Consider the following 22,117-nt stretch of genomic DNA (forward strand, 5'->3'; position numbering starts at 1 on the left):
CGATGCGGTCGCCCGCGGGTTCATTCCTCGATGGGCAACATCGTCCAGTCGAACGCGTAGTCCCATCGATCGAAGTACAGGTTGCCGCCGTCCCATTCCGCCTCGCCGCGCTGCGAGTCCACGGTCTCCGAGCGGAAGTGGGTCTTGGCCGGCACGAACGCGCGGCCGAAGTCGTCGTTGAAGGCGATGCGGTAGGCGTCCAGCCCGCCGAGGTAGAACCAGCGCAGGTCCTCGTCGTCGGCCTCCAGCCGTCCGGTGGTGACGTCCATCGGCACCCAGCCGTACGGGGCGAGGTACAGCCAGCCCCAGTCGTGCATGTTGTCGTGGCCCTCGGCGGCGTCGGAGTAGGTCCAGCCGGACTGCCAGCGCGCGGGGATGCCGTTCATGCGCAGCAGGGTCATCAGCAGCAGGGTGACCTGGCCGCAGTCGGCGTGGCCGGCATGCAGCGCGTGTTCGCCGAGGTTGCCGATGGTGGAGTATTCGCGCGCGCCGCCCCACGGGATCTCGTCCACCGCGGCGAAGAGCCTGCGCGCGATCAGGTAGGGGTTGCGCTCGTCGCCGACGACCCGCTCGGAGAAGGCGCGCATCGCCGGCGAGAACACGATGTGCGGGGCGCGCTCTGCCACGAACGGCGCCAGCTCGGGATCGGCGGCGGCGTCGATGCGCCGCACTCGCGCCGGATCGATGGCGAAGCGGCGCGCGTACACCGTCAGTTCGTAGGTGATGGCAAAGCGCGTGGGCGTGGCGGCCGCCGCCGGGCGTTCGAGGTAGACGGTGCGCTGCAGCGCATCCTCCGGCGCCACGACATGCGCGGCCGGCTCGCTGGCGACGAACACGATGTCCTCCTGCTGCCCGGCGATCGCGCGCGGATACGGGATCCACGCCCGCACCGTCTCGCCGGCGGGCACGGCGTCGGCATGCACGTCGAGCGACTGGGTCACCCGCAGCCGGCGCGGCGCGAAGCTGCTGCCCTTGCCCGCGCGCGCCGCCTCCAGCACCTCGCGGTGGTGCGGGTGCAGGCGTTCGTAAGGCCCGGAGGCGAACGCGCGCACCGGCGGCGCGCGCCGCGCCGCCACCTGCGGGTGCAGGCGGAACATGTTGGAGACGGCGCGCTTGAAATAGCGGACCTCGCCGTCGATGCGCATCTTTTCGAGCAGGCCGGCCGCGTCCCAGGCGGCGAACTCGTCCTCGCTCAGATCGGGCACCTGGCGGCGGACCTGGGCCTGCACGGCGGCGCGGTCGAGCGGGAAGTCCAGCGCGATGCGACGCATCCGCTCGCGCTGGAACGCCAGGGCGCGTTGCGCGCGCGCCGGCAGCGCCGGGTCGGCCAGCAGCGCGGCGATGCGCGCCTCGGCGGCGGCGAACTCGCCCGCTTCCACCTGCGCGACCACGTCGTCCGGAGCCGGCGGCGGCAGATCGTCGGCGCCGGCGGCGGCGGCGGCGACCAGCAGCAAGCACAGCAGCCCGCCGCGCCAGCCGACGCGCCCCCGCCTGCCCAGGCACTCTCCGAGCCGCCCCATGCGCTTCTCCACGGTCCCCTGTCGCCGGCTTGTAACATGGGCGTTGCACCCGGTCAATAATTTATTCTGAGGCTATTGATCTTAAGAAAAATCTATTCCATAACGGGGCGAACAGGTGCGCACCGGGCGCGCCGGGGGAACATGCCGATGACATTCCGACCGATGCCGATGCGCCTGCTGTGCGCGGCGCTGCTCCTGGCCGCGGCCGGCCTCGCCGGCGCGCGCGAGGCGGCGCCTGCCCCGCTGCCGGTCCCCGAGCACGGCCTCGTCGGCGTCGAGCAACGCCACCTCGCGCCCGCGTACTGGATCGAGCTGCTCGGCGCTGCCGCCGATACCGTCTACCTCGACGCCGGGCAGGTCGCCGCGCACAACGCGCGCCTCGTCGCCGAGGACGCCTCGGTGCGCGACATGGCCGCGTTCGCCCAGGTGCTCGACGGCCGGCAGGTGCGCGCCTGGATCGAGGCCGTGTCGGCGCGCCCCGACGCCGAACGCTACGACGCGCAGGGCCGCCCCCTGGGGCCGGACTTCTTCGACGCGCTGGAGCGGACGCTGGCGCTGGAGGCCATCCCCGCGCGAGTGACGCCACGCTTCGGCCTGGCGGTGGCGCGCGCCGACCTGCGCGCGTTTCCGACCGCGCAGCGGATCTTCTCCAGCGCCGGCGACATCGACATCGACCGCCTGCAGGAAAGCGCGCTGTTCCCGGGCGATGCACTGGCGGTGCTGCACACCACCGCCGACGGCGCGTGGTCGTTCGTCGCCAGCGACCGCTACCTCGCCTGGATGGAAAGCGAGCGCCTGGCCACCGGCACCCGCGAGCAGGTCGCCGCCTACCGCGGCCGGACGCCGTCGCTGGTGGTCACCGGCGCCACCGCGCGCACGGTGTTCAACCCCGAACGCGCCGACATCTCCGAACTGCAGCTCGACATGGGCGTGCGCGTGCCGCGGCTCGACGACTGGCCGGCGCGGCAGCCGGTGCACGGCCAGCACCCGGCGTTCGGGCACGTCGTCGAATTGCCCGCGCGGCGCGCCGACGGCGCGCTCGAGCTCGTGCCCGCGCTGCTGCCGCGCAGCGCCGACGTGGCCGACGCGCCGCTGCCGCTCACCCCCGCCAACATCATCCGGCAGGCGTTCAAGTTCCTCGGCGAGCGCTACGGCTGGGGCCACAGCTTCAACGCCCGCGACTGCAGCGGCTTCGTGTCGGAGGTCTACCGCAGCATGGGCCTGCAGATGCCGCGCAACACGCGCGAACAGAGCGTCAGCCCGGCCTTCGACAAGACCGTGCTCCAGGCCGGCGACGCGCGCGCCGCGCGCGCGGCCGCGGTGGCCGAGCTGCAGGTGGGCGATCTGGTCTACATCCCCGGCCACGTGATGATGATGATCGGGCGCGAGAACGGGCTGACCTACGTCATCCACGATACCGCCGGCACGGGATACCTGGACGCCGACGGCCAGTATCTGCGGATGCCGCTCCACGGCGTGGCGGTCACCGCGCTGGAGCCGATGATGTCGGGGCAGGACACGCCCACCATCGACCGCATCACCAGCATCGTCCGCCTGCGCCTGAGCCCCGGGGGAACGCCATGAAAATCGAACGGATCGAGCTCGGCCTGCTGCGGGTGCCGTTGAAGACGCCCTTCAAGACCGCCCTGCGCACCATCGACGCGATCGAGGACGTGGTGGTCCGCGTGCACACCGACAGCGGCCACGTCGGCCACGGCGAGGCCGCGCCCACCGCGGTCATCACCGGCGATACCCGCGGCTCGATCGTCGCGGCGATCACCGAGCTGATCGCCCCGCGCATCGCCGGCATGGAGATCGCCGACCTCAACCGCATCCTGCAGGCCATCCATGCCTCGGCCGAGCGCAACACCAGCGCCAAGGCCGCGGTGGAGATCGCGGTCTACGACCTGTGGGCGCAGCGCTACGGCGCGCCGCTGTACCGCATGCTGGGCGGCGGCGACCCGGTCATCGCCACCGACATCACCATCAGCGTCGACTACATCGACAAGATGGTCGCCGATTCGCTGGATGCGCTGGAACGCGGCTTCGAGTCGCTGAAGATCAAGGTCGGCAAGGAGATCGGCCTGGACATCGAGCGGGTCAAGGCGATCTACGCCGCGGTCGAGGGCCGCGCGCGCCTGCGCCTGGACGCCAACCAGGGCTGGACCGCCAAGCAGGCGGTGTGGGCGATCCGCACCCTGGAGGACGCCGGCGTCGAACTGGAACTGGTCGAGCAGCCGGTGCGCGCGCGCGACCTGGAGGGCATGCGCTACGTCACCGAGCGCGTGCACACGCCGATCATGGCCGACGAGAGCGTGTTCGGCCCGGCCGAGGTCATCGACCTGCTGCGCATGCGCGCGGCCGACATCGTCAACATCAAGCTGATGAAGACCGGCGGCATCTCCAACGCCGTGCGCATCGCCGACATCGCCGCCCTGCACGGGGTGGAGTGCATGATCGGCTGCATGATCGAGTCGAGCATCAGCGTCGCCGCCGCGGTGCACGTGGCGGTCGCCCGGGCCGATGTCATCCGCAAGGTCGATCTCGACGGCCCGTCGCTGGCGCGGTTCGACCCGGTGGTCGGCGGGGTGCGCTTCGACGGGCCCGAGATCTCGATCGGCGACGCGCCCGGCCTGGGCATCCGCGAGATCCGCGGCCTCGAGCCGCTGGCCGCCGGCTAGGCGCGGCGCGCATGTCGGCCATGCTCAAGATCCGCTCCGAGCGCGACCGGATGTCGGCGATCGAGCGCCGCATCGCCGATTTCGTCCTCGACAACGCCCACCTGCTGCGCGACTACTCCTCGCAGCAGCTGGCCAACGCGCTGGAGATCAGCCAGTCGAGCGTGGTGAAGTTCGGCCAGAAGCTCGGCTATCGTGGCTGGCCGGACCTGAAGTTCGCCATCGGCGAGGACGTGGCGCGCGGCGCCGGCCCCGCGCCCGCCGCGGTGCCGGCCCGGGATGGCCATGCGGCGCTGTCGGAGACGCTGTGGCGGGCCAAGGCCGCCGCCGAGCAGGAGACCCGGCTGTTGAACCCGCCGGAGGCGCTGGACGCGATCGCCGCGGCGATCCGCGGAGCGCGCACCGTGTTCGCCATCGGCCTGGGCCAGGACGGGATCGGCGCGCGCGCGCTCGCGCTGCGGCTGGCGCAGGCCGGCGTGCTGGCGGTGCACCTGTCCGATCCCGCGCTGCTGCCCACCGGGCTGGCCAACGCGCGGCGCGAGGACGTGCTGATCGCGGTCTCCGAGCACGGCCGCCGCAGCGCCCTGCACGAACTGGGACGGATGTTCCGCGAGCGGGTCGGCACCGTGGTCAGCGTGACCCGCCACACCCCCAACCCGCTGCGCGCGCTGGCCGACCATGCGCTGCTGGTCAGCGCCCACGACGATCGCGCCCACGTCGAATCGCTGCTCTACCAGTCCGCGCAACAGCATCTGCTCGACCTGCTGTTCCTGCTGCTGTGCCAGGACGACAGCGAGCGCGCGCTGCGGCTCGACCGCCAGGCCGCGCGGATGCGACAGTTGCTGGAAACCTGAGGACGCCCATGCCCGAGATGGCCCGAGACCCCGCCCCGATGCATTCCCCGCGCGCGCAGCCGTTCGCGCTGCTGCTGTGCGCGGCCCTGGCCGCAACGCTGGCCGCGTGCGCCGGCCGCGACGGCCCCGCGAACGCCGGGCGCGACGGCCCGCTCGCCGACGCCGGCCAGCTGGTGCTGGTGGTCACCCCCGGCTGGGACGCGCCCGCCGGCACGCTGCGCAGCTACGCGCGCGACGCCGACGGCGCCTGGCGCGAGGTCGGCGAGGCCGCCGCGGTGACCGTGGGCCGCAACGGCGCGGCCTGGGGCCTGGGCCTGCACCCGCCGCAGCCCGGCGCGGCCAAGCGCGAGGGCGACGGCCGCGCGCCGGCGGGCGCGTTCGGCATCGGCATCGCCTTCGGCTACGCCGAGCGGTTGCGCACCGCGCTCGACTACCGCGGCATGCAGGTCTCCGACTACTGCATCGACGTGCCCGCCTCGCCGCTCTACAATCGCATCGTCGACGCCCGCGAAGCGGGCGCGGACGCGGTGGCCGGCTCGACCGAGCCGATGCGCCGCGACCTGCACGCCGACGGCGACCCGCGCTACCGCCTCGGCTTCGTGATCGAGCACAACGCGCAGGCCGAGCCCGGCGCCGGCAGCTGCATCTTCGCCCATCTCTGGAACGGGCCCGAGGTGCCGACCGCCGGCTGCACCGCGATGGACGAGGCGCGCATGCGCGCGCTGCTGGACTGGCTGGCCCCGGCGCGCAGGCCGGCGTTCGTGCTGCTGCCGCGCGAGGAATACGCGCGCCTGCGAACCGCCTGGGACCTTCCGGCCGGGGCCGCGCCATGAACGCGCGCGAGGCCGGCTTCGTGCTGTACCACAACCCACGCTGCTCGAAATCGCGGCAGGCGCTGGCGCTGCTGCGCGAGCGCGGGATCGAGCCGCGCATCGTGCATTACCTGGAAACGCCGCCGGACGCCGCCGCGCTGCGCCGGCTGCTCGCCGCGCTCGGCATTCCCGCCCGCGACCTGCTGCGCAAGGGCGAGCCGGAATACGCGGCGCTCGGCCTCGCGGACCCGGCGCTCGACGACAACGCGCTGTTGGAGGCGATGGCCGCGCACCCGCGGCTGATCGAACGGCCGATCCTGCTGCACGGCGAGCGCGCCGTGATCGGCCGCCCGCCGGAGCGCGTGCTGGAACTCGCCGCGCACCGGTAGCGCGGGCGGCAAACGCAGCCGAGGGCAACCGCTCGCCGCCCGAAGCCGGTCGCCCTCGGCCGCCGCGGCGCGGACGGCCTCCGCCGCACGCGCCGCCGGGCGCCGGCACCGGCCCCGCCCGCGCGCCCCGGCGGCGCAGCGGGCACAATGCGCGCATGCGTACTCCCGCCCTCGTCTCCGCCCTGACCATCGCCGGCTCCGATTCCGGCGGCGGCGCCGGCATCCAGGCCGACCTCAAGACCTTCGCCGCGCACGGCGTGCACGGGCTGTCGGCGATCGCCGCACTGACCGCGCAGCACACCCGCGCGGTGACCGCCGTCCATGCCCCGCCGGCGGCGTTCCTGCGCGCGCAGATCGACGCCTGCTTCGAGGACTTCGCCATCGGCGCGGTCAAGCTGGGCATGCTCGCCAACGCCGGGCTGATCGAGGCGGTCGCCGACGCGCTGGATGCCCACGCGCCGGCGCACGTGGTCCTGGACCCGGTCATGGTGGCGACCTCCGGCGCGCGCCTGCTCGAACCCGAGGCGCTGCAGGCGCTGCGCGAGCGCCTGCTGCCGCGCGCCACCCTGCTCACCCCCAACCTGCCCGAGGCGGAGCTGCTGCTGGGCCGGCGCATCGGCTCGCGCGAGGCCATGCGCGAAGCCGCCGACGCGCTGCTCGCGCTCGGTCCGCCGGCGGTCCTGCTCAAGGGCGGGCACCTCGAGGACGCCAGCGACGACGTCGTGGACCTGTACGCCGATGCCGGCGGTGCGCGCCTGCTGCGGCATCCGCGCCTGCCCGAGGCCGCGCACGGCACCGGCTGCACGCTCGCCTCGGCGGTCGCCGCCAACCTGAGCCTCGGCCTGTCCCTGTCCGCGGCCGCCGCGCGCGCCACCGACTACGTGCATCGCGCGCTGCTCGGCGGCTATCGCCCCGGACGCAGCGATGTGCGCGTCCTCGACCACTTCGGCGCGATGATCCCACGCGCATGAACGCGCAGGCGTTCGCGGCGCGGACGCTTCCCGTCCGGAGCGCGGACGGCCATCGCAGCGAACTCCTGGCGCGCATCCCGGCGGCGCCGCGCGCCGGCCTGCTGTGGCTGCCCGCGCTCGGCGTCGCCGCGCGCCACTACCTGCCCTTCGCCGAAGCCCTGGCGGCGCGCGGCGTCGCGGTGTACCTGCACGAATGGCGCGGCCACGGCAGCAGCCGCCTGCGCGCCGGGCGCGACATCGACTGGGGCTACCGCAGCCTGCTGCGCGAGGACCTGCCCGCCAGCGAGGCGGTGGCGGACGCCGCCAGTCCCGGCCTGCCGCGGATCGTCGGCGGCCACAGCCTGGGCGGGCAGCTCGCCTGTTGCCGACTGGCGCTGGCGCCCGGCACGGCCTCGCGCCTGTGGCTGGTGGCCAGCGGCACGCCGTGGTGGCGCGCCTTCCCGCCGCCGCGGCGCTACGCGCTGCCGCTGGTCTACCGCTTCCTGCCCTGGCTGGCGGAACGCCGCGGCGCCCTGCCCGGGCGCGCGATCGGCTTCGGCGGCAACGAGGCGCGCGGCCTGATCCGCGACTGGGCGCGCAGCGGACTGAGCGGCCGCTACGCCGCCGCCGGTCTCGACGCCGACCTGGAGGCCGGCATGGCCGCGGTGCGCGCGGAGATCGCCGCGGTGACCCTCGACGACGACTGGCTCGGCCCGGAGACCTCGCTGCGCGACCTGCTCGACAAGCTCGGCAGCGGCGCCAGCGCGCGCATCCGCAGGCTGGACGCGCGCACCCTGGGCGTGCGCGCCGACCACTTCGCCTGGATGCGCGCGCCGGCGGCCGTGGCCGATGCGCTGCTGGCGAGCCTGGACGATGCCGCCCCCACGCGGACGCACGGGCGCCGCACGCCGCCGCGCCCGTAGGCGCGCCGGCGACGGCACGACACGAAACCGGCGCGCGCCGCAACACCGCGCCTCGAAGGTCGCGGCCGCCCGCGCTCGCTGCTGCCGGCGCCGGGGGCGCGCCTCGCGCAGGTGCCGTCGCGGCCGCGCGCGACTACGCCGCGCGGCTGTCCGGCACCGCCGGCGCCAGCGCGTCGTAGGCCAGGCGCACCGCATCCCGGCCGTAACGGCGCTCCAGCCGCCGCACCGCGAAGTGGCCCTGCGCCATGCGCTGGAAGTGGCGCATGAACAACGCATTGAGCGTGGCCCCGCTCGCCGCGCCGATCGCCGGGATGCTCTGCGCGGCCACCTTGTGGCCGATCTTGATCGAGAAGCGCGACGACACCGACGCCATCACCTGCACCAAGGCGGGCGCGCCGCTGCTCATGAGCCCGTGCGCGGCGACGTACTCGGCGGCCGCGGCGATCTGCTGCGCCAGCACCGCGCGCGCGGCGAAGTAGCCCGATTCGGCGCCGTCGTCGCGCCGGCTGCGCCCGCCCATCGTCAGCACCTCGAAGCAGGCCAGCAGCGCCGCCGGATCGTCCAGGCGCTCGCCCTCGCTGCGCGCGACCTCGGCGATCGAGCGCAGGATCAGCGTGGTGGTGACCGGCAGTTCGGCGGCCAGGCCGAGCATGCCGAAGGCGCCGCCGGCCGCGCCGGTGGCGACGACCGCGGCCGTGTGCAGGCGCGTGCGCGGCGCGCGCGCGTGCGGCGCGTCGCCGAGCGTCGCCGCGGCCAGGCGCAGCGAGCGGTGCAGCGCAGCGCGCACCGCGCTGTTGACCAGGCGCGTGGCGCGCGGCGGCAGCCGGTGCGCGAGCAGGTATTCGACCGGCGCGCCGACCAGGTTGGCGAGCTGCGCGGCGATGCCGGGGCTTTCCAGCAGGGCGCGCGCCTGGCGAAGGTCGGCGAGATCGCGCGGGGACAGGGCGGGGACGAGCGCGTGCGATGGCATGGCGCGAACGATAGCGCAGCGCCGAGGCGCGCGCGTGAGCGCGCGCCCGGGGCGATGAGCGCGAGCGCGGTCCTCGCCGATGCGCTTACCGGCCGCAGCAGGCGCGGCACGGCGCGCAAAACGAAACGGGGCCGGCACATGGTGCCGGCCCCGTCGTTTCGCTGTATGGCGCGCCCGGAAGGCGCCAAGCGAAGGAATCTTTAGTCAAGGATAGTCGGGGGCTGCCCCTATTTTTCCTTTCAGCACAGATAGTTGCGCGTGCGGACCCTACTAGCGCCGCCTAACGCAAACCAATACAATCCAGAGCTCGTAGGGGGGTATTTAGGGGGGTAGCTATGCCCAGGATCCCAACAAGGCTCGGATCTGATCTGGCCATTCGAAAGCTCAAGCCTCAGGCCGGCCAGAAGCACCCTGCCCGCTATGCCGTGGCCGGCGAACCTCCGGGCCTCTATATCCAAGTGACTCCGAACGGTGCGAAGTCCTGGCTGCTTCGTGTCACCACCGGCAACCGACCCCATCCAACGCGTCCAGGCACGCTGAACCAGATACGCCGCGAATTCGGCCTCGGCAAGTACCCGATCGTCAGCCTACAGGCTGCGCGCGACAAGGCAACTGCGTACCTCATCAAGGTATCCCAAGGGATCGACCCGAATGCCGAGCGCAAAGCTGCTGTGAGTGCGGCACTAGCCGCCCAAGCCCGAATGCGCACGTTTCAAGACTGCGAGCAGCAGACGATTGAAGCCAAGGCTCCCGGCTACAAGGACGAGTTGAAGTCCAAGGCGGGCTGGCGCACCCGAATGGACCTGTACGTCCTCCCGGTCATCGGGAACCGGCTCATCTCGGACATCACCGTGGAAGACGTGGCTGCCGTGCTGGAGCCGATCTGGCGGACCAAATACCCCACTGCCAAGAAGCTGCTCCACGACTTGGCGGCTGTGTTCCGCTACGCCAAGGCCAAAAAGCTCTACACCGGCGACAACCCTGCGAAGAGTGAGGCACTTGAGCCGTTGCTGGGTAAGGTGAGCCACAACAAGACGCACTTTCCCTCGCTCCCTTACGAACGAATGGGGGAGTTCATGACCGCACTCCGTGCGCAGGAGACAGAAGCCGCTCGCGCCTTGGAGTTCGTGATCCTGACAGCAGCCCGATCCGATGAGGTCAGGAGCGCTACTTGGACTGAAATCGATTTCGAACGAGGACTGTGGACTATCCCAGCCGGCCGCATGAAGCGGGGACGAGACCATACCGTCCCGCTATCAAAACCGGCAATCAAGCTGCTTAAACGCCAACACTCAAATGGTCACGCCCATCCGTTCACCAACCGACGGGGAGGCCCATTGAGCGACATGGCACTCAGTGTCTTGGTCAAGCGGATGCACGACTCCAGTATAATGAGAGGGGGAGCAGGCTACCTGGATCCGGCTTACAACAAGATCGCCGTGCCACACGGATTCCGCAGCAGCTTCAAGGATTGGGCACGAAACCTGACCCAGTACGCCGACGAGGTGTCAGAACTGGCGCTGGCGCACGTTAATAGCGACTCGACGCGGGCGGCTTATGCGCGAGATGCCCTACTCGAACCCAGGAAGTTGCTCATGCGAGACTGGGCTATCTATTGTCGCCCAAGTTCCTGAGTCGACGTGCCTTTGTTAGAACGCGCGCTGCGGCCGCGTCCGTTTCAGTCTGGACATGCCTCCGCCCAGTCTGTGTACGGGTGATTACGTGGTACAGGTGGTCCGCCTGGTTCGCGCGGAACCCCAAGTTCCTCAAATAGTCCCGCAACCCGGATGGCATCTTGAGCCGTGCCTGAAGTGCCGACCGCTCCAGCTGCTCGGCCTGAAAAACACGCTGATCCAACTCGTCTCGCTGCTTCTGCGACAACAACTCGCGTTGCTTGGCGGCTTCCTCGCGGACTGGGGCTAGCCGGGCATCCGTCCCGGCGCGCAATGCTTCGTCGTGGATCCAACAGTCGGTTGCAAGAAGCAGGAGGCTCATTCGTTTCGACAAGGTCGGATCGGAGTAATCCTTCTCCATCTCGTTGTCGGCTATTTTTCCGACCACGATTCCACGCTCCGCACCTGGCCGGACGTCGATCTTCATGATCCGCGCCATCGTAGTCGCGATGGCTCGATTGAAGAAGCCTTCCGAATCCTCATCAATCAGTGCCTTCATCACCCCGTCGAAATCATACGGATCCTGAGACAAGCGGTAGGCAAGAAATACGCTCGGCGCGGCCTCTCGGTGTCCCCATTTGTCATCGACATGTCGCTTTCCAATCAGGTCTCGAAGCGTTGCCACGTCTTGAATCGAAACAAGCACGTCGGTCACGCGAAGCGATACGGTGATCGGATCAACCTCCCGTTCCCGAAGTGAGTACATGCCGAAGAGCACCCGATGAGAATAGGGGACCACGTCTTTCCGAATGACACCGTACTCAACGCTGATCGGATGCAATCCCTCTTCAACGACAGTCAGACCACCGTTCTGAAAACTCGATATGGTTGTATATCCGGCATCCCTGACGGCCCGAACGTGGACCTTATCGAGACCAACATACTTGATACTCCGATTAGCCATTGGTTCATGCTTGTACGTAATCTCACCCCTTCCTGGGCCCAAGAGCATTCGGCCGGAATCTCTTGTGACGTGCCTGTAGGAGACGGCAACCAGACCCTCAGGTACGCGGAAGTAGGCGCGGATCGACCTTTCAAGACAGAGACTCAGCAGCAGATCCGCGACCTCACGCGAGCCGCCTTTCAATAGCCCGTCAAAATCAGCGCACGCTTCAAGCAACGGTGATAGCCGAACTCGCTCGGCGCCTTCTTTCGACATTTACGGCTCCCTTGCAGCCCTTCGCCCATTCGCGTACTACGCACTCTCTCGCTCCAGTCGGAAGCGCGCACAAGCATTCTGCCGTACCGAACGCCGTCGTGGGATGCTCTGATCAGGCTTCAGCTGGTGTTTGCATTCGGAAGGAGGCGTACATTGGCAGTTCGTTCCGGGTGGCAGCACCTGCAGTTCCCTCCCATTGATGCCTTACGCAGGCAAGGTCATTCCCGGCTCGGCATCGTGCGACATGTCGCGACCAGGCCTTTCGACGGCTTCATCAGGCATCTCTCCCCCGATCTCGGTTTCCACCGCCGCGCCGCGCTCCAGCGTCCGGTGCACAGGACACTTATCGGCGATCTCCGCCAGCCGCTGCCGCTCCTGGTTCGACAGGTTGCCGGTAAGACTCAGACGCCGGCTTAACAAGTCCGCGGGCTACGTGCCCGGGCTGCGACTATGGGCACGGCAACGGACACCTGGTCCAGCGGAATCTGTTTGTGCCGCGCATACATGCGGAGGGTCATGGCCGTGTACGCCCCCAGCACGGCCGCAAGCAGGTCATAGGGCGTGGGGCCGGACTGGCGCATGAGGAACGGGCGACCGCCAATGCTGACTTCCGGCCCCGAGGTGTCTAGGAAAGCCTGGTCGATTCAGCCAACCCAGCTCAGCAATGCCTTATAGCCATGGCGAATGTGCGTGCGCGTCTGTTGCATCCACTCGGATCCCAGCCTCATCAACCGACCTCCTCCGGGCCGCTACCTGCCTCATCTGGCCAAAAAGGGCTTGCTTTACAGTCGAAAGACCGTCGCCCCCTACCCGGGGTGCTCCACGACGCACGTAGCTCTTGTCTACAACGCCGCGCCTGAAGTTGCGCGACCCTTCCCCCGTCGCGACGAGCTGAACATTGCTCTTGCACAGGTACCGGGTTGCGTAGAATAGCCCCAGGAGCTTCTTCGCGTCGGAGCAGTGAACTGTCCCGATGCCGAGATGTTTGTACTTCTTCGCCAATGCAAAGCAGTTGAAGTAGCTCCCAACCCGATCTGATCCGACACATTCCGTCATCCAGTACTCCCCAAGCATCTTGGCCAGGTTGACGCCTGCGCGGCGCTCATGACCGTCCAGAAGCGCCATCACGTGGTAGTGCCTTCCTCGTTCGAGACCGTCCTCACGTGCGCTCATCCATCCCAGGACATCTGGAACGATCTTGCAGCCGGACAAGGCTGACGCGAATTTGTCGAAAGCAGCCTCTGCCTCTGGTGTATAACTCCATAGCCTGTCCTTCTCTCTGACGTACAGATCCACGCGGAGAACGAGCAGGCGGGAGCGCCTTCCGAACAGACTCACCAGGTAGCTCAATGCTCGACGGAGCTTCGCTTCCGCGTTTCGTTCGAAGTTCCTCACCGAAGCCTTAAAGGCCTCGGTATTGGTTTGGATATGAATCTCGACTGCCAGATTCGAGACAGCAGTGCACAGGCGTTCATGATCCTTGTTGCCCAGTGCCTCATTGATCGACGCCTCCGCCTCGGCTACTGCCTTGAGAGCGACATCGAGATACGGATGAAATTTATGGTGCCCAAACCGTGGGCACTCGTCCTTGCCGATCCCGACAGTTATAACCGCACGGTACTGCCTGCAAATTAGCAGAAGCGAGTGACCTAGGCGGTTCAAGCGGACAATGCGAGCCTTCCTCCATCCGGCAACCATCTTGCACACGTCGCCCCTGAAGAAGCGGATCCGCTTCGCAATCCTCATTACCCGATCCAGGTAGATCACCGAGTCGTATTCATGCGTTATTACAGACTTCCCGCCAGGAAGGTGAGTACATCCCCGCGATAGCAACTCGAGCTTTCGCTCACCCTCCTGAGCCTCCTGGAAGTCCTCTTCCGTAAGCATCATCATGCCCTCTCTCTATATACAGTCAAGCCAACTTGGCATTCCGTTGAATCCGACCACCATTAACCTCCTCACTTGAGTACTACGAACTGACAGCCATACAACACAGATAGATAGGGATATAGATCAGATAACATAAGAACCGGAAGTTCCGTCCAGCAAATAACCTGTATTCCAGGCCTGGTGGCGACGATTCTCTGGCTGTGCCGGAATAGATGGAAAGCCGATACATGCGCTGAGTTAGTGTTAACCGTTATTGCGTGCCAGCCATTGCAGGCCCATCGAGCCATTCGGCAATCCGCACGGTATGAAAGAGCACTGGCACTCCGTTCTCTCCCTTCCCTCCCAAGCACACTTCGGCGTCGGCGAGTAGGCGATCGAAGCTCTTGTGACGCGGGTTCCGCAGGTTGTCGATCGTGGCGCGACTCTTCTTGGATTCGAAGCACACCTCCTTCTTGTTCATGCGCATGCCATAGCGGCCCAGCAAGTACTGCTTGCCGTCAAAGGCCGTTTGCGCTGCTGGTTCGATATCGTTTACGCGGTGCGCGGTCATGTTCCCCGGGCTCCGTCAGTGAGAGCGGCGCCAGAGTGCAGGCGAAGCGTGATTAGCGTCCAAGCTTCGTTTCGAAAGCGATTCGCTTTCACTCACTCAACCGCGGTCACTACTGCGCTCCAGCTGACCTGTAAGCCGCCCGGGTGACGTCGCCCAAGACGATGCCGCTTCGCCGCTTCCGCATCCGTCGCAAGCGTGGGAAACCAAGCCTGTCGTCCTTTTTTTCCAGCTAAGCGCTTGATTTAACTAGAGTCGAACTAACTCCAAAGGAAAAAAATCAGTGCCCGCGGGACTTGGGAACTGGCTCGAAGACCGCGTGGCTCTCCTCCTGGTAGCGGTGACAGGTGGACGGATGTCGGAGGTCGAGGTCACTCGCCATCACTCCAGCGACCCCAAGCCGCCGTCGAATGGAAAAGCTATTCGGTGCCCAAACGAAGCGTGGCACCGGCCTGGAAAGCGACTCAGGCTGCCCATCGTCCGGTCGCCACCACGCTGCTTCCTACGGGGCAACCGGTCACACAGGTGAACCGCCAGGATCGACCGGGCGGTTGAGCACTCCATGTCCACGAAGAGGTTTAGATGCACCACCATTTCTCAGAATGGCCCGCCAACCAGTGTTTCTTGGCCCCCACAGACCTTCCCGCACCATCCCGGGTGCAGATGGAATATAGCGACCGGTACGACCTGCCTCGTGTCATGTCGGAACTTCCCGGAACGCTGCGCGATTGGGTTCAGGCAATCGTGTGTGAGCTTGGGGTGGACCGGGGCCTTGCCCTGTCCACGCTGCTCTCAGGAATGGGCTCCGCGGTACAGGGTGCCCGGACGGTCCGCCCACCACAGGGCAGCGATGAGCCACTTGCCCACTTCAGCTTCATTCTTGCCGGCCCCACTACAGGCAAGACTCGTACGCACCGACTCGTCCACCAGGTGCACAACGCGCACGACATCAGGCGCTATCAGTCATACCGCGCTGGCAAGCGCCGTTCGATGGTCTGCGAAAACCCGAAGTCGAATCTGGAAGGAGCGCTGGATATGCGTGACCCCGCGGCTCGGCTGCGCTCAATTATCCTGCAAGACACCACCAACCGCGGCCTGCTTGAAGCCTTGGACGGCGTGGGGGAGTCGACGGCAATCTCGGTCGACGAAGGGGAGCGGGTGCTGGAGACCTCGCTGTTTCGACGGCAGCTGGCGACGCTCAATAGTCTCTATGACGGAGCGGGTAAGGTTATGCTGAGGCGGGGCAACGGCGACGTGCTCGCCGCCTACGGTGCTTCACTGACGATCCTCGTAATGGTGCAGCCTGATGTCTTCGAGGCGTACTTGGCGAAGCATGGGGCAGTGGCTCGCGGAGTGGGTTTTTTCGCGCGCTGTCTTTTCACCACTTTGCCGGCGTTTGCTGAATGGATCGCGGAGCCAGTGCAGCCCCCTGAAGGCTGCCTTGACGCGTATCACGCGAAGGCGTCCGCGTTCCTTGAAGCTCGGCTTGTGCAATTGGAGTCCGGCGGCAGCGAGGCCGGAGCAATCTGCTTCTCTCCGGCCGCGACTCAGCTCTGGTTCCAGTTGGCAGCCGAGCAGCGGCGGCTCGCTGCAACGGACTACTGGCACGCCCAGGATGCAGCCAACCGATCGATGCAAAATGTCGCTCGCCTCGCAGGCATCATTCATTGCTACTGCGATCATGGAGACGATATTTCCATCGAATCGCTCAGGGCTGCGTGGGCGATCGTCCAATGGAGCTTGTCGCAGTTCGCTCGGATATTCCCGCCCAAGCCCCTGCCGCCTGTCGAAATGCCGAAGCTGAGTCCCCAGCAGAAGCGCCAACAACGCCAAGTCGACGACTGTCAGACCATCTTGGATTGTATTGCCGACGCATGTGCGCGCAACCGTGAGCCGGATGCGCTTAAATCAAACGTTTTCATCCGCAGCGGGCTGTACAACGCCCGTTTCCGCACCGCGCTCATGCGGCTGGTTGACGAGGGTGTGGTCCTGGAGACGGAGAAGGGATCCGGAGCGCGGTTACGTATCATGGCGCCCTATGGTCATCCAGACCCTTTCTCGCGCCTCAATCACTCTCGGCTCTGACGACGGCCTGGCCCTTTTCAGCGTTTCACACGGGTCGCCTGCCCGCCGTAAAAAGCAGGATCCTCCGCTGTAGCGCGTGTTCTCGTCAAACCTATGCCGTGCCTGGGTTTCAGGAGCGCGCGGCGACGCTGGAACCGCTTCGAAGATGCCAAAAAACAACAGGGCGACCACAGCCTCCCAGCCGCTGCCGGCTGGCAGGCGAAACGGTTGCGTTGCACTCCAAGGGCTTCAGCCTGTAGCCATCACACCCAGCCACGTTCAGCCAAGGCCGTCGTCTGGTGGCCGCCCACAATGATGTGGTCGAGCAGGCGCACATCCACCAGGGAAAGCGCCTGCTTGAGTTGCGCCGTGACGGCTCGATCCGCTGCCGAAGGTTCAACCGACCCGGACGGATGGTTGTGCCCAATGATGATCGCTGCGCAGTTCGTCTGGATCGCCTGCCGGACCACCTCCCTCGGATGCACCTCCGCCCCGTCGATCGTCCCTTGGAACAGCTCCGCGTACTCGATGAGACGGTGACGGCTGTCGAGGAAAGCTGCGGCAAACACCTCCCGCTGGAGCCCTGACAACTTGTCCCGAAAGAAATCTTTCGCTGTCTTGGGATCGGTGAAAGGCGCCCCCCGGCTCATCCGTTGTCCGACGACGGCCCGTGCCGCTTCCACGATCTCGTCGCCGCTGGCGACCTTGTACCTGCGCGTCTTGCTCCTCACGTAGAGCGACAAGTGCTCTGGCGGGTTTTTGTCCATTGCTCCCTCATCTATCAGATGGCCCCGCAGGGCCAGAAACGACGAAGGGGCGCCTATGCGCCCCTTCGATCACTGTTTATGCCCGTCTGCTCAGCCGCGAGAAGACGCCCCGTGTCCCGGCGAATAATGCGTCCGCGTCGCGGTGTACATCCACGCCAGGAAGCGGCCAAAGCCGTACAGTGCGAAGCCGTAGACGACCACCGCACCAATCACCCTCGTCATCTCACCCTCCTTTGTTTGGCGTCAGGCAGTGCCTGCACGAGCGGCCTTCTTCTGAAGGCGCTCGTGCAAGCTGACGGTGTCGCTGCTCGGCGCTTGACCACCCGGACCCGGCTCCTGGTTATCCGGGTAGAACTCTTCCACGACCGCCGGAACATCCTCGGCCAAGTCCTCGAACGCTCCATTGGCGAACCCACGGCGAGCGGCCTCGTCCAAGGCCTCCTGATCGAACCCCGCGTTCCTGCGGCTCTGGTTGACCTCCCGGGCTTGGGCAATGGCCTGTTCCAGCGTCAGTCCCGAGCGGACCACCAGATCGACGTAGTAGATCGCTGAGCGGAAGCTCATCGTCGTCGACTTACCCCGCAGCTTCAGCTCCAGGGGCATGCAGGCCAGCCTGCCGCCCGACACGGCGTGGAAGTACTGCAGCCGGGCTGCGAGCGTACGGATGGTGTTGTAGGACGTGGTACGCAGCACGAAGCTGCCCAGCTCGTCCTCCTCCCCCACCCGTACGTTGAGCCGGGCATAGGCCTTGCATTCGCCCATGGCGAACGCGCAGGCGTCCGGACCCGGACAGGACTCCTGGGTGACGCCCTCCTTGCCCATCCGGCGGCTGGTCTCCCCATTGCCCACGCACACCGGCCTGCCCGTACTCCGGTCGAACAGGGAGTAGTCCGCCCTCAGGTTCAACGCCGGGTCGTCGAACAGCAATTGGACCGGAATCGATCGAAGTTTGCCGCCGGCACCTTTGCGCAGAGCCTCGTCGAGCGGGTGCAGGATCCACCCTTCCCTGTTCTGCACCTGACTGGTCAGGGTGAACTGGTCGTCCTTCTCCGGCAGCCGCTTGCCGTTGCGCTCGACCACGCGGCCGATCGAGATCCGCCCAACCACGGGCGGCGTGATAGCCAGGCCTTTCAGCATGGTCATGCTCCTTCTGGTGAGGGGGTGACAATCCGGAAGCGGCGGCTCCCGGGTCTGGTGACAGTGAACTCGGCAACGAGCTCGGGGTGCGCCTCGGCCAGCTTCTTGGTGTCGACGCTGGAGCTGTCCCTGGACCGGCGGAAGGTAATCTCACCGGTGGGGAACACCGCCTTCGAGGCTTCCCCCATCGCCTCCTGCAGCTGCTGGCGAAGGCCCTCGGCCTGCTTGGCCTTCTCCTCGATCTCGTCCCTCAGCGCGACAAGATCCCTGAAGGCCTCGGAGAGCACCCGGTCCTCCCTCAGGTCCACTGTGGTGTCATTGCCCCTGTACAGGCTCCTGAGCGCCTTGGCGGCCGATTCGCTGCCGTCGGCCGGTGGCGGGACATCCTGGGTGACGTACTCCCAGAACCGGGCTTCCAGCACGACCAGGCGGGAAATGATCTCCTCATCCCGCTCGACCCGGTGGATCTCCAGCTTCTGGCCGCACAGCAGCACCGCCACGTCGGCGGCATCCTTGCCCGTGACCGCCAGCTGGTGCTGGACCTGGAGCTGGACGTACTCGGGCACGCCGTCGCGCCACAGACGTGATCCAAACTCCCCGGCCGTCTTGCACTCCAGGATCTGGACGTGCGGGTTGGCCACGACCTCGCGGTCGATGTTGGCCAGCATGTAGCTGTAGGTGGGGTGCTGCAGGACGGCGTTGAGCCGGCGGACCTTGACGCCTGTCCGCTCCGTGTAGGCCGAGGCCACGTAGGGCTCCAGCAAGGTGCCCCAGTACATGGGCGAGTCCTGGCCCGGCTCCTCGTCCTGAACGACCCGGCCGGTCTTTTCCATCCACAGTTCCAGCTGGCTCTTGTAAGGGCACAAGCCCACTGCGGCGGCGGCGTCCGAACTGCCGATTCCCCGCTTGCGAACCTCCAACCACTCCTCACGCGCCATCTCGCGCGTGTCGATCAGGCGCAATGCCGGTGATCTGCTCATTACGGTTTCTCCAAAGAAGACGGCCCGGCATTCCTTTCGGAGGCCGGGCCTATGGGTTGCTGCTGAACGGCTTGACGAGTGCTGGCTTCTAGGCCGGCGAGACCTTCATTGCGGTGGCAACGATGCGATCCAGGATGGCGGGGGCAAGATCAACGGACCCTCCTGCCAGCAGATGCCGGCCAAAAGCCTGACCGAAGGGCTCCGCTACCTCGTAGCACCACAGGCCTGGAAACATCTCGCTGCATTCCTGCCAAGTCCGTCCCAGCAGATCCACCTGGTCGATGCAGGCCTGGATATAGCCCCGCTCCCCCTTGAAAGGCATGTCCGAATAGGGGGTGAGGCTCTTGTCGAGGACCTGCTTGGCACCGATGGCGATATAGGCCACATCGAGACGATCGACTGCCATCGCTCAGGCCACCAGCTTGAGCGCTTCATCCCACGCGCGCTGCTTGATCTGGGCACCTGCACCGAACCACGCCGCATCCCTGCGGTGATCGTCGCTCCGGGCACGCCGATGGTGGTCGACGAACTCGGTGACGCTGCTCAGCACTCCCCAAGCCGTTCCCTTGGCGCTCGCCAGTTCGGCCCCCTTGCCTGCGCCGTCGTACAGGGCGCGAGCGGTCCTGAACGCCTGCTCATTGACCGCCACGCCCTCCCCGTCCGGGTTCGGATAGGTGAGCACCCGACGAAGCAGACCATCGACCGAGTCGGGATCCACGGGGCAGTCGACCAAGGCCTTCATGCGGGCGACGAACGAGTCCCATGTGGCCACGGTGATCCCGAGCTGGCGCTTCACCACGTCGGGATCGAACTGGCTGCGATGGGGCACCTTCACGGCCCCGGCGTTGCTACCCAGGGCGATGGACAGCGTGTTGTTGCAGACCACCCGGACCGAGGTGAACTGGGCCGTTGTGGCCAAGGTGCCGTCGCAGGCCGTCGCCAGCAACAGATAGCCATCCACGCGGTCCCTCCGCTTCAGGACGGTGCTCTGTCCGGTCTTGGCCAGCGCCCAGAACTTACGCCCCTCGCGGAGCACGCCAGCCGACTCAAGCTCGAAGCCTCCAACTTCCGTCAGATCTCGGTAGAACTCGAGGATCTCGCCGGGCTGCACCACCTGGTAGCGCTTGGACACCACCGACAGCGGCTTGTGGTTGTCCGAGCGGTACAGCACCTTCTGCGCCGGAAAGGCGTTGATCGAGCCGATGCCGTTCCTGCCGACGACGTAACGAACTTCGGACTCTTCGATCTCCCAGTCCATCCCCGCCTGCTTGCGCCAGACGTCGATCGACTGCTTCGGTGCCAGCTTGTTGCCAAGCCCGTGCCATGGCCGATCGCCGGCATAGGCCATTGTCTCAACCAAATGCATGGTCGCTTACTCCTTTGATGACGGCATAAACGCACAAGGCCCGGGGGTACCGGGCCTTGTGCGTTTCGCGCGTGATGGGATCAGATTTTGTCGGGGCTACCGCAGGTGCACCTGGCGATGCTGACCAGGACAGCCGCAGTCACGACAAGCACGCAGTAGAAGGGGTTCAGACTCTCACGAATCACGTTCACTCCTCGATTCGACACATCGGAGCGGATGCGTCAGGCGTGAAGCTGGCTCTGTCCGGCTTCAATGTGGTGATATGTGTTTGAGAAATCGTTCAATCGCTATTTCCGCCGCGCCCCCGCTTCCCGGAGCAGTCGATGTGGCTAACAGCTAGGGCCTGGCCTCGCGCTCCACCGCCACGTTGGCGTGCCTGAGTTGCAGGCAGCGGCGGGCGGATGCCGCCCGAAAGCCGCCATGGCCGACACGGCGACCCTCAAGGCCAAGAGGGCCCCATTGGGCTTGTCACAGACCGGCTTCCTGGGTCTGTGCCGGCTGGGCATCCCGAGCAGCGCCATAGGCGGCGTCGGCGCCCTGTCCTAATGCAAACGGACCGCGGATCGCAACGCTTGGAGACGGGGGCTGATAACTAGAAGCGAGCCCAGACATCTGCAGGTCGGCGGTAATTCGCAGGATCTAAGCGACGGCTTTCGGCCAAAAGCAGTCACATGCAGTTGGCGTGGTCAGGGCGAGTCTACAAAGGCGCCCGCCTATGCGCAGCTCAGAGCGCTACGTAATATTCCAACACCATGTCGATCCATAGATCGGCATATCGCCCTGCTGTGACCAGCGGAACTTCTTCCACATGAGCTGCTTCATGGGTCCGCCCAGCTTGGCCTCGTCCGCCAGCCAATTGAACGCGTCTTCGGTGACCCAGGTTCGTTCTTCCAAGTTCAAATTGGTGAGCTTGGCGGCATAGTTCGCTGCCCGCCCCACCCAAACGATGTCGTTGCCGCCGCGGACGCCGGTTCGGGCAGCCCGGATCGCGCTCGTGTCAATGCCGACCACCTGCTTCACTTCCAGGCTGGTGTCGGGGTACTGCCGTCTGAAGGCAGGGTTGATCACGTTCTGCACAGCAAAGTTGACCTTGAGTCCGGCAATGGCGGCCGGCGTCGTCTGCCGTTTACCGATCCAGATTCCCATGACGCGATCGCCATCGTAGGACGTAATGGCACCGCCCTCGTCCCGGATGATGCTCGCGGCGCAATGCAGAAATGTCTTGTAGATCTCCGCGCTACGCCACCATGGCTCGGAGTCCACCATGTGGGTTGATCCCTGCAGGTCGGCATACAGAATCGTGGCGCGATCGAACTCAACGACATCGTTCCCAAGCCGCAGATCCTCGGAATCCGGCACCACTTGGCCCGTACGGCTCGCCCAACGGGCCGAGAAGATGTCGGCGACAGCAGATTGCAGTTCTTCGAGCCTCGCCATC

Annotated in this window: 21 protein-coding genes; 9 read left to right on the plus strand and 12 right to left on the minus strand. The window is 66.7% G+C overall.

The genetic code is table 11. From position 1 onward, the window contains the following. Window positions 1–20: 20 nt before the first annotated feature. Window positions 21–1,520: a transglutaminase-like domain-containing protein gene (locus Z164_RS0115725; protein ID WP_024891640.1), complete on the minus strand. Its 1,500-nt coding sequence runs from the start codon at window positions 1,518–1,520 to the stop codon at window positions 21–23. A gap of 147 nt (window positions 1,521–1,667) precedes the next feature. Between Z164_RS0115725 and Z164_RS0115730 the strand changes: the two genes are divergently transcribed. The 7 genes from Z164_RS0115730 (at window position 1,668) to Z164_RS0115760 (ending at window position 8,126) form a co-directional block, all read left to right on the plus strand. Beyond that, on the plus strand, window positions 1,668–3,104 hold the full coding sequence (locus tag Z164_RS0115730; RefSeq protein ID WP_043690403.1) for an SH3 domain-containing protein: 1,437 nt from the start codon (window positions 1,668–1,670) through the stop codon (window positions 3,102–3,104). Further along, the gene (locus tag Z164_RS0115735) at window positions 3,101–4,201 is read left to right on the plus strand and encodes a dipeptide epimerase (RefSeq protein ID WP_024891642.1); all 1,101 of its coding nucleotides are present in this window, start codon (window positions 3,101–3,103) and stop codon (window positions 4,199–4,201) included. Before Z164_RS0115730 ends, Z164_RS0115735 begins: the two co-directional genes overlap by 4 nt. Window positions 4,202–4,212: 11 nt before the next feature. Beyond that, entirely contained in the window at window positions 4,213–5,052 is an 840-nt protein-coding gene (locus tag Z164_RS0115740) for a MurR/RpiR family transcriptional regulator (protein WP_024891643.1), read from the plus strand. 38 nt (window positions 5,053–5,090) lie between these two features. After that, complete coding sequence (locus Z164_RS0115745; protein WP_024891644.1) at window positions 5,091–5,885, plus strand: L,D-transpeptidase family protein; 795 nt, start codon at window positions 5,091–5,093, stop codon at window positions 5,883–5,885. Further along, entirely contained in the window at window positions 5,882–6,253 is a 372-nt protein-coding gene (gene arsC, locus Z164_RS0115750) for an arsenate reductase (glutaredoxin) (RefSeq protein WP_024891645.1), read from the plus strand. The genes Z164_RS0115745 and arsC overlap by 4 nt, the downstream gene beginning before the upstream one ends. Window positions 6,254–6,408: 155 nt before the next feature. Further along, window positions 6,409–7,224, plus strand: coding sequence for a bifunctional hydroxymethylpyrimidine kinase/phosphomethylpyrimidine kinase (gene thiD / locus Z164_RS0115755; RefSeq protein WP_024891646.1), 816 nt, complete (start codon window positions 6,409–6,411; stop codon window positions 7,222–7,224). Next, a complete protein-coding gene (locus Z164_RS0115760) occupies window positions 7,221–8,126 on the plus strand; it encodes an alpha/beta hydrolase family protein (RefSeq protein ID WP_024891647.1) in 906 nt (301 codons plus the stop codon). Before thiD ends, Z164_RS0115760 begins: the two co-directional genes overlap by 4 nt. 133 nt (window positions 8,127–8,259) lie before the next feature. Here Z164_RS0115760 and Z164_RS0115765 read toward each other — a convergent pair whose 3' ends face one another. Continuing rightward, window positions 8,260–9,096, minus strand: coding sequence for an EcsC family protein (locus Z164_RS0115765; RefSeq protein WP_024891648.1), 837 nt, complete (start codon window positions 9,094–9,096; stop codon window positions 8,260–8,262). Window positions 9,097–9,431: 335 nt separating this feature from the next. On the opposite strand from Z164_RS0115765, the gene Z164_RS22065 reads away from it, so the two are divergent. Further along, entirely contained in the window at window positions 9,432–10,730 is a 1,299-nt protein-coding gene (locus Z164_RS22065) for a tyrosine-type recombinase/integrase (RefSeq protein WP_081770214.1), read from the plus strand. Here Z164_RS22065 and Z164_RS22570 read toward each other — a convergent pair. From Z164_RS22570 to Z164_RS22575, 3 genes are all read right to left on the minus strand, one after another. Then, window positions 10,705–11,928: a hypothetical protein gene (locus Z164_RS22570; protein ID WP_152540967.1), complete on the minus strand. Its 1,224-nt coding sequence runs from the start codon at window positions 11,926–11,928 to the stop codon at window positions 10,705–10,707. The genes Z164_RS22065 and Z164_RS22570 overlap by 26 nt on opposite strands. A 669-nt stretch (window positions 11,929–12,597) precedes the next feature. Beyond that, window positions 12,598–13,821: a YagK/YfjJ domain-containing protein gene (locus tag Z164_RS22075; protein WP_081770216.1), complete on the minus strand. Its 1,224-nt coding sequence runs from the start codon at window positions 13,819–13,821 to the stop codon at window positions 12,598–12,600. Between the two features lie 247 nt (window positions 13,822–14,068). After that, complete coding sequence (locus Z164_RS22575) at window positions 14,069–14,368, minus strand: hypothetical protein (protein WP_152540968.1); 300 nt, start codon at window positions 14,366–14,368, stop codon at window positions 14,069–14,071. Window positions 14,369–15,028: 660 nt separating this feature from the next. Here Z164_RS22575 and Z164_RS0115785 point away from each other — a divergent pair. Beyond that, entirely contained in the window at window positions 15,029–16,450 is a 1,422-nt protein-coding gene (locus tag Z164_RS0115785; protein WP_160170695.1) for a DUF3987 domain-containing protein, read from the plus strand. 242 nt (window positions 16,451–16,692) lie between these two features. On the opposite strand, the gene radC is transcribed toward Z164_RS0115785, so the two are convergent. From radC to Z164_RS0115825, 7 genes are all read right to left on the minus strand, one after another. Beyond that, entirely contained in the window at window positions 16,693–17,196 is a 504-nt protein-coding gene (gene radC / locus Z164_RS0115790) for a RadC family protein (RefSeq protein WP_024891651.1), read from the minus strand. Between the two features lie 90 nt (window positions 17,197–17,286). Beyond that, window positions 17,287–17,418: a hypothetical protein gene (locus Z164_RS23565; protein WP_269079016.1), complete on the minus strand. Its 132-nt coding sequence runs from the start codon at window positions 17,416–17,418 to the stop codon at window positions 17,287–17,289. Window positions 17,419–17,439: 21 nt separating this feature from the next. Further along, a complete protein-coding gene (locus Z164_RS0115800; protein ID WP_024891652.1) occupies window positions 17,440–18,333 on the minus strand; it encodes a recombination directionality factor in 894 nt (297 codons plus the stop codon). A 2-nt stretch (window positions 18,334–18,335) separates the two neighbouring features. Next, window positions 18,336–19,313, minus strand: coding sequence for a YqaJ viral recombinase family nuclease (locus Z164_RS0115805; protein WP_024891653.1), 978 nt, complete (start codon window positions 19,311–19,313; stop codon window positions 18,336–18,338). Between the two features lie 88 nt (window positions 19,314–19,401). After that, window positions 19,402–19,719: a hypothetical protein gene (locus Z164_RS0115810; protein ID WP_024891654.1), complete on the minus strand. Its 318-nt coding sequence runs from the start codon at window positions 19,717–19,719 to the stop codon at window positions 19,402–19,404. 3 nt (window positions 19,720–19,722) lie between these two features. After that, window positions 19,723–20,679 carry a DUF932 domain-containing protein gene (locus tag Z164_RS0115815; protein WP_024891655.1) on the minus strand — a complete coding sequence of 319 codons (957 nt, stop codon included), beginning with the start codon at window positions 20,677–20,679 and terminating at the stop codon, window positions 19,723–19,725. 732 nt (window positions 20,680–21,411) lie between these two features. Beyond that, window positions 21,412–22,116, minus strand: coding sequence for an adenylate/guanylate cyclase domain-containing protein (locus Z164_RS0115825; RefSeq protein ID WP_024891656.1), 705 nt, complete (start codon window positions 22,114–22,116; stop codon window positions 21,412–21,414). Between the last annotated feature and the right edge of the window lies 1 nt (window position 22,117).

This window comes from Luteimonas huabeiensis HB2, from assembly GCF_000559025.1.
Taxonomy (GTDB): domain Bacteria; phylum Pseudomonadota; class Gammaproteobacteria; order Xanthomonadales; family Xanthomonadaceae; genus Luteimonas; species Luteimonas huabeiensis.

What these genes read in the sequence shown, in the direction of transcription:
- Z164_RS0115815 (WP_024891655.1), bottom strand. Translation starts at nt 20,679, where the DNA reads ATGCATTTGGTTGAGACAATGGCCTATGCCGGCGATCGGCCATGGCAC.
- Z164_RS0115735 (WP_024891642.1), top strand. Translation starts at nt 3,101, where the DNA reads ATGAAAATCGAACGGATCGAGCTCGGCCTGCTGCGGGTGCCGTTGAAG.
- Z164_RS23565 (WP_269079016.1), bottom strand. Translation starts at nt 17,418, where the DNA reads ATGACGAGGGTGATTGGTGCGGTGGTCGTCTACGGCTTCGCACTGTAC.
- Z164_RS0115730 (WP_043690403.1), top strand. Translation starts at nt 1,668, where the DNA reads ATGACATTCCGACCGATGCCGATGCGCCTGCTGTGCGCGGCGCTGCTC.
- Z164_RS0115725 (WP_024891640.1), bottom strand. Translation starts at nt 1,520, where the DNA reads ATGGGGCGGCTCGGAGAGTGCCTGGGCAGGCGGGGGCGCGTCGGCTGG.
- Z164_RS22570 (WP_152540967.1), bottom strand. Translation starts at nt 11,928, where the DNA reads ATGTCGAAAGAAGGCGCCGAGCGAGTTCGGCTATCACCGTTGCTTGAA.
- Z164_RS22075 (WP_081770216.1), bottom strand. Translation starts at nt 13,821, where the DNA reads ATGATGATGCTTACGGAAGAGGACTTCCAGGAGGCTCAGGAGGGTGAG.
- arsC (WP_024891645.1), top strand. Translation starts at nt 5,882, where the DNA reads ATGAACGCGCGCGAGGCCGGCTTCGTGCTGTACCACAACCCACGCTGC.
- Z164_RS0115805 (WP_024891653.1), bottom strand. Translation starts at nt 19,313, where the DNA reads ATGAGCAGATCACCGGCATTGCGCCTGATCGACACGCGCGAGATGGCG.
- Z164_RS0115785 (WP_160170695.1), top strand. Translation starts at nt 15,029, where the DNA reads ATGGAATATAGCGACCGGTACGACCTGCCTCGTGTCATGTCGGAACTT.
- Z164_RS0115760 (WP_024891647.1), top strand. Translation starts at nt 7,221, where the DNA reads ATGAACGCGCAGGCGTTCGCGGCGCGGACGCTTCCCGTCCGGAGCGCG.
- Z164_RS0115765 (WP_024891648.1), bottom strand. Translation starts at nt 9,096, where the DNA reads ATGCCATCGCACGCGCTCGTCCCCGCCCTGTCCCCGCGCGATCTCGCC.
- Z164_RS0115800 (WP_024891652.1), bottom strand. Translation starts at nt 18,333, where the DNA reads ATGCTGAAAGGCCTGGCTATCACGCCGCCCGTGGTTGGGCGGATCTCG.
- Z164_RS0115825 (WP_024891656.1), bottom strand. Translation starts at nt 22,116, where the DNA reads ATGGCGAGGCTCGAAGAACTGCAATCTGCTGTCGCCGACATCTTCTCG.
- Z164_RS22065 (WP_081770214.1), top strand. Translation starts at nt 9,432, where the DNA reads ATGCCCAGGATCCCAACAAGGCTCGGATCTGATCTGGCCATTCGAAAG.
- Z164_RS0115740 (WP_024891643.1), top strand. Translation starts at nt 4,213, where the DNA reads ATGTCGGCCATGCTCAAGATCCGCTCCGAGCGCGACCGGATGTCGGCG.
- Z164_RS0115810 (WP_024891654.1), bottom strand. Translation starts at nt 19,719, where the DNA reads ATGGCAGTCGATCGTCTCGATGTGGCCTATATCGCCATCGGTGCCAAG.
- Z164_RS22575 (WP_152540968.1), bottom strand. Translation starts at nt 14,368, where the DNA reads ATGACCGCGCACCGCGTAAACGATATCGAACCAGCAGCGCAAACGGCC.
- thiD (WP_024891646.1), top strand. Translation starts at nt 6,409, where the DNA reads ATGCGTACTCCCGCCCTCGTCTCCGCCCTGACCATCGCCGGCTCCGAT.
- Z164_RS0115745 (WP_024891644.1), top strand. Translation starts at nt 5,091, where the DNA reads ATGCATTCCCCGCGCGCGCAGCCGTTCGCGCTGCTGCTGTGCGCGGCC.
- radC (WP_024891651.1), bottom strand. Translation starts at nt 17,196, where the DNA reads ATGGACAAAAACCCGCCAGAGCACTTGTCGCTCTACGTGAGGAGCAAG.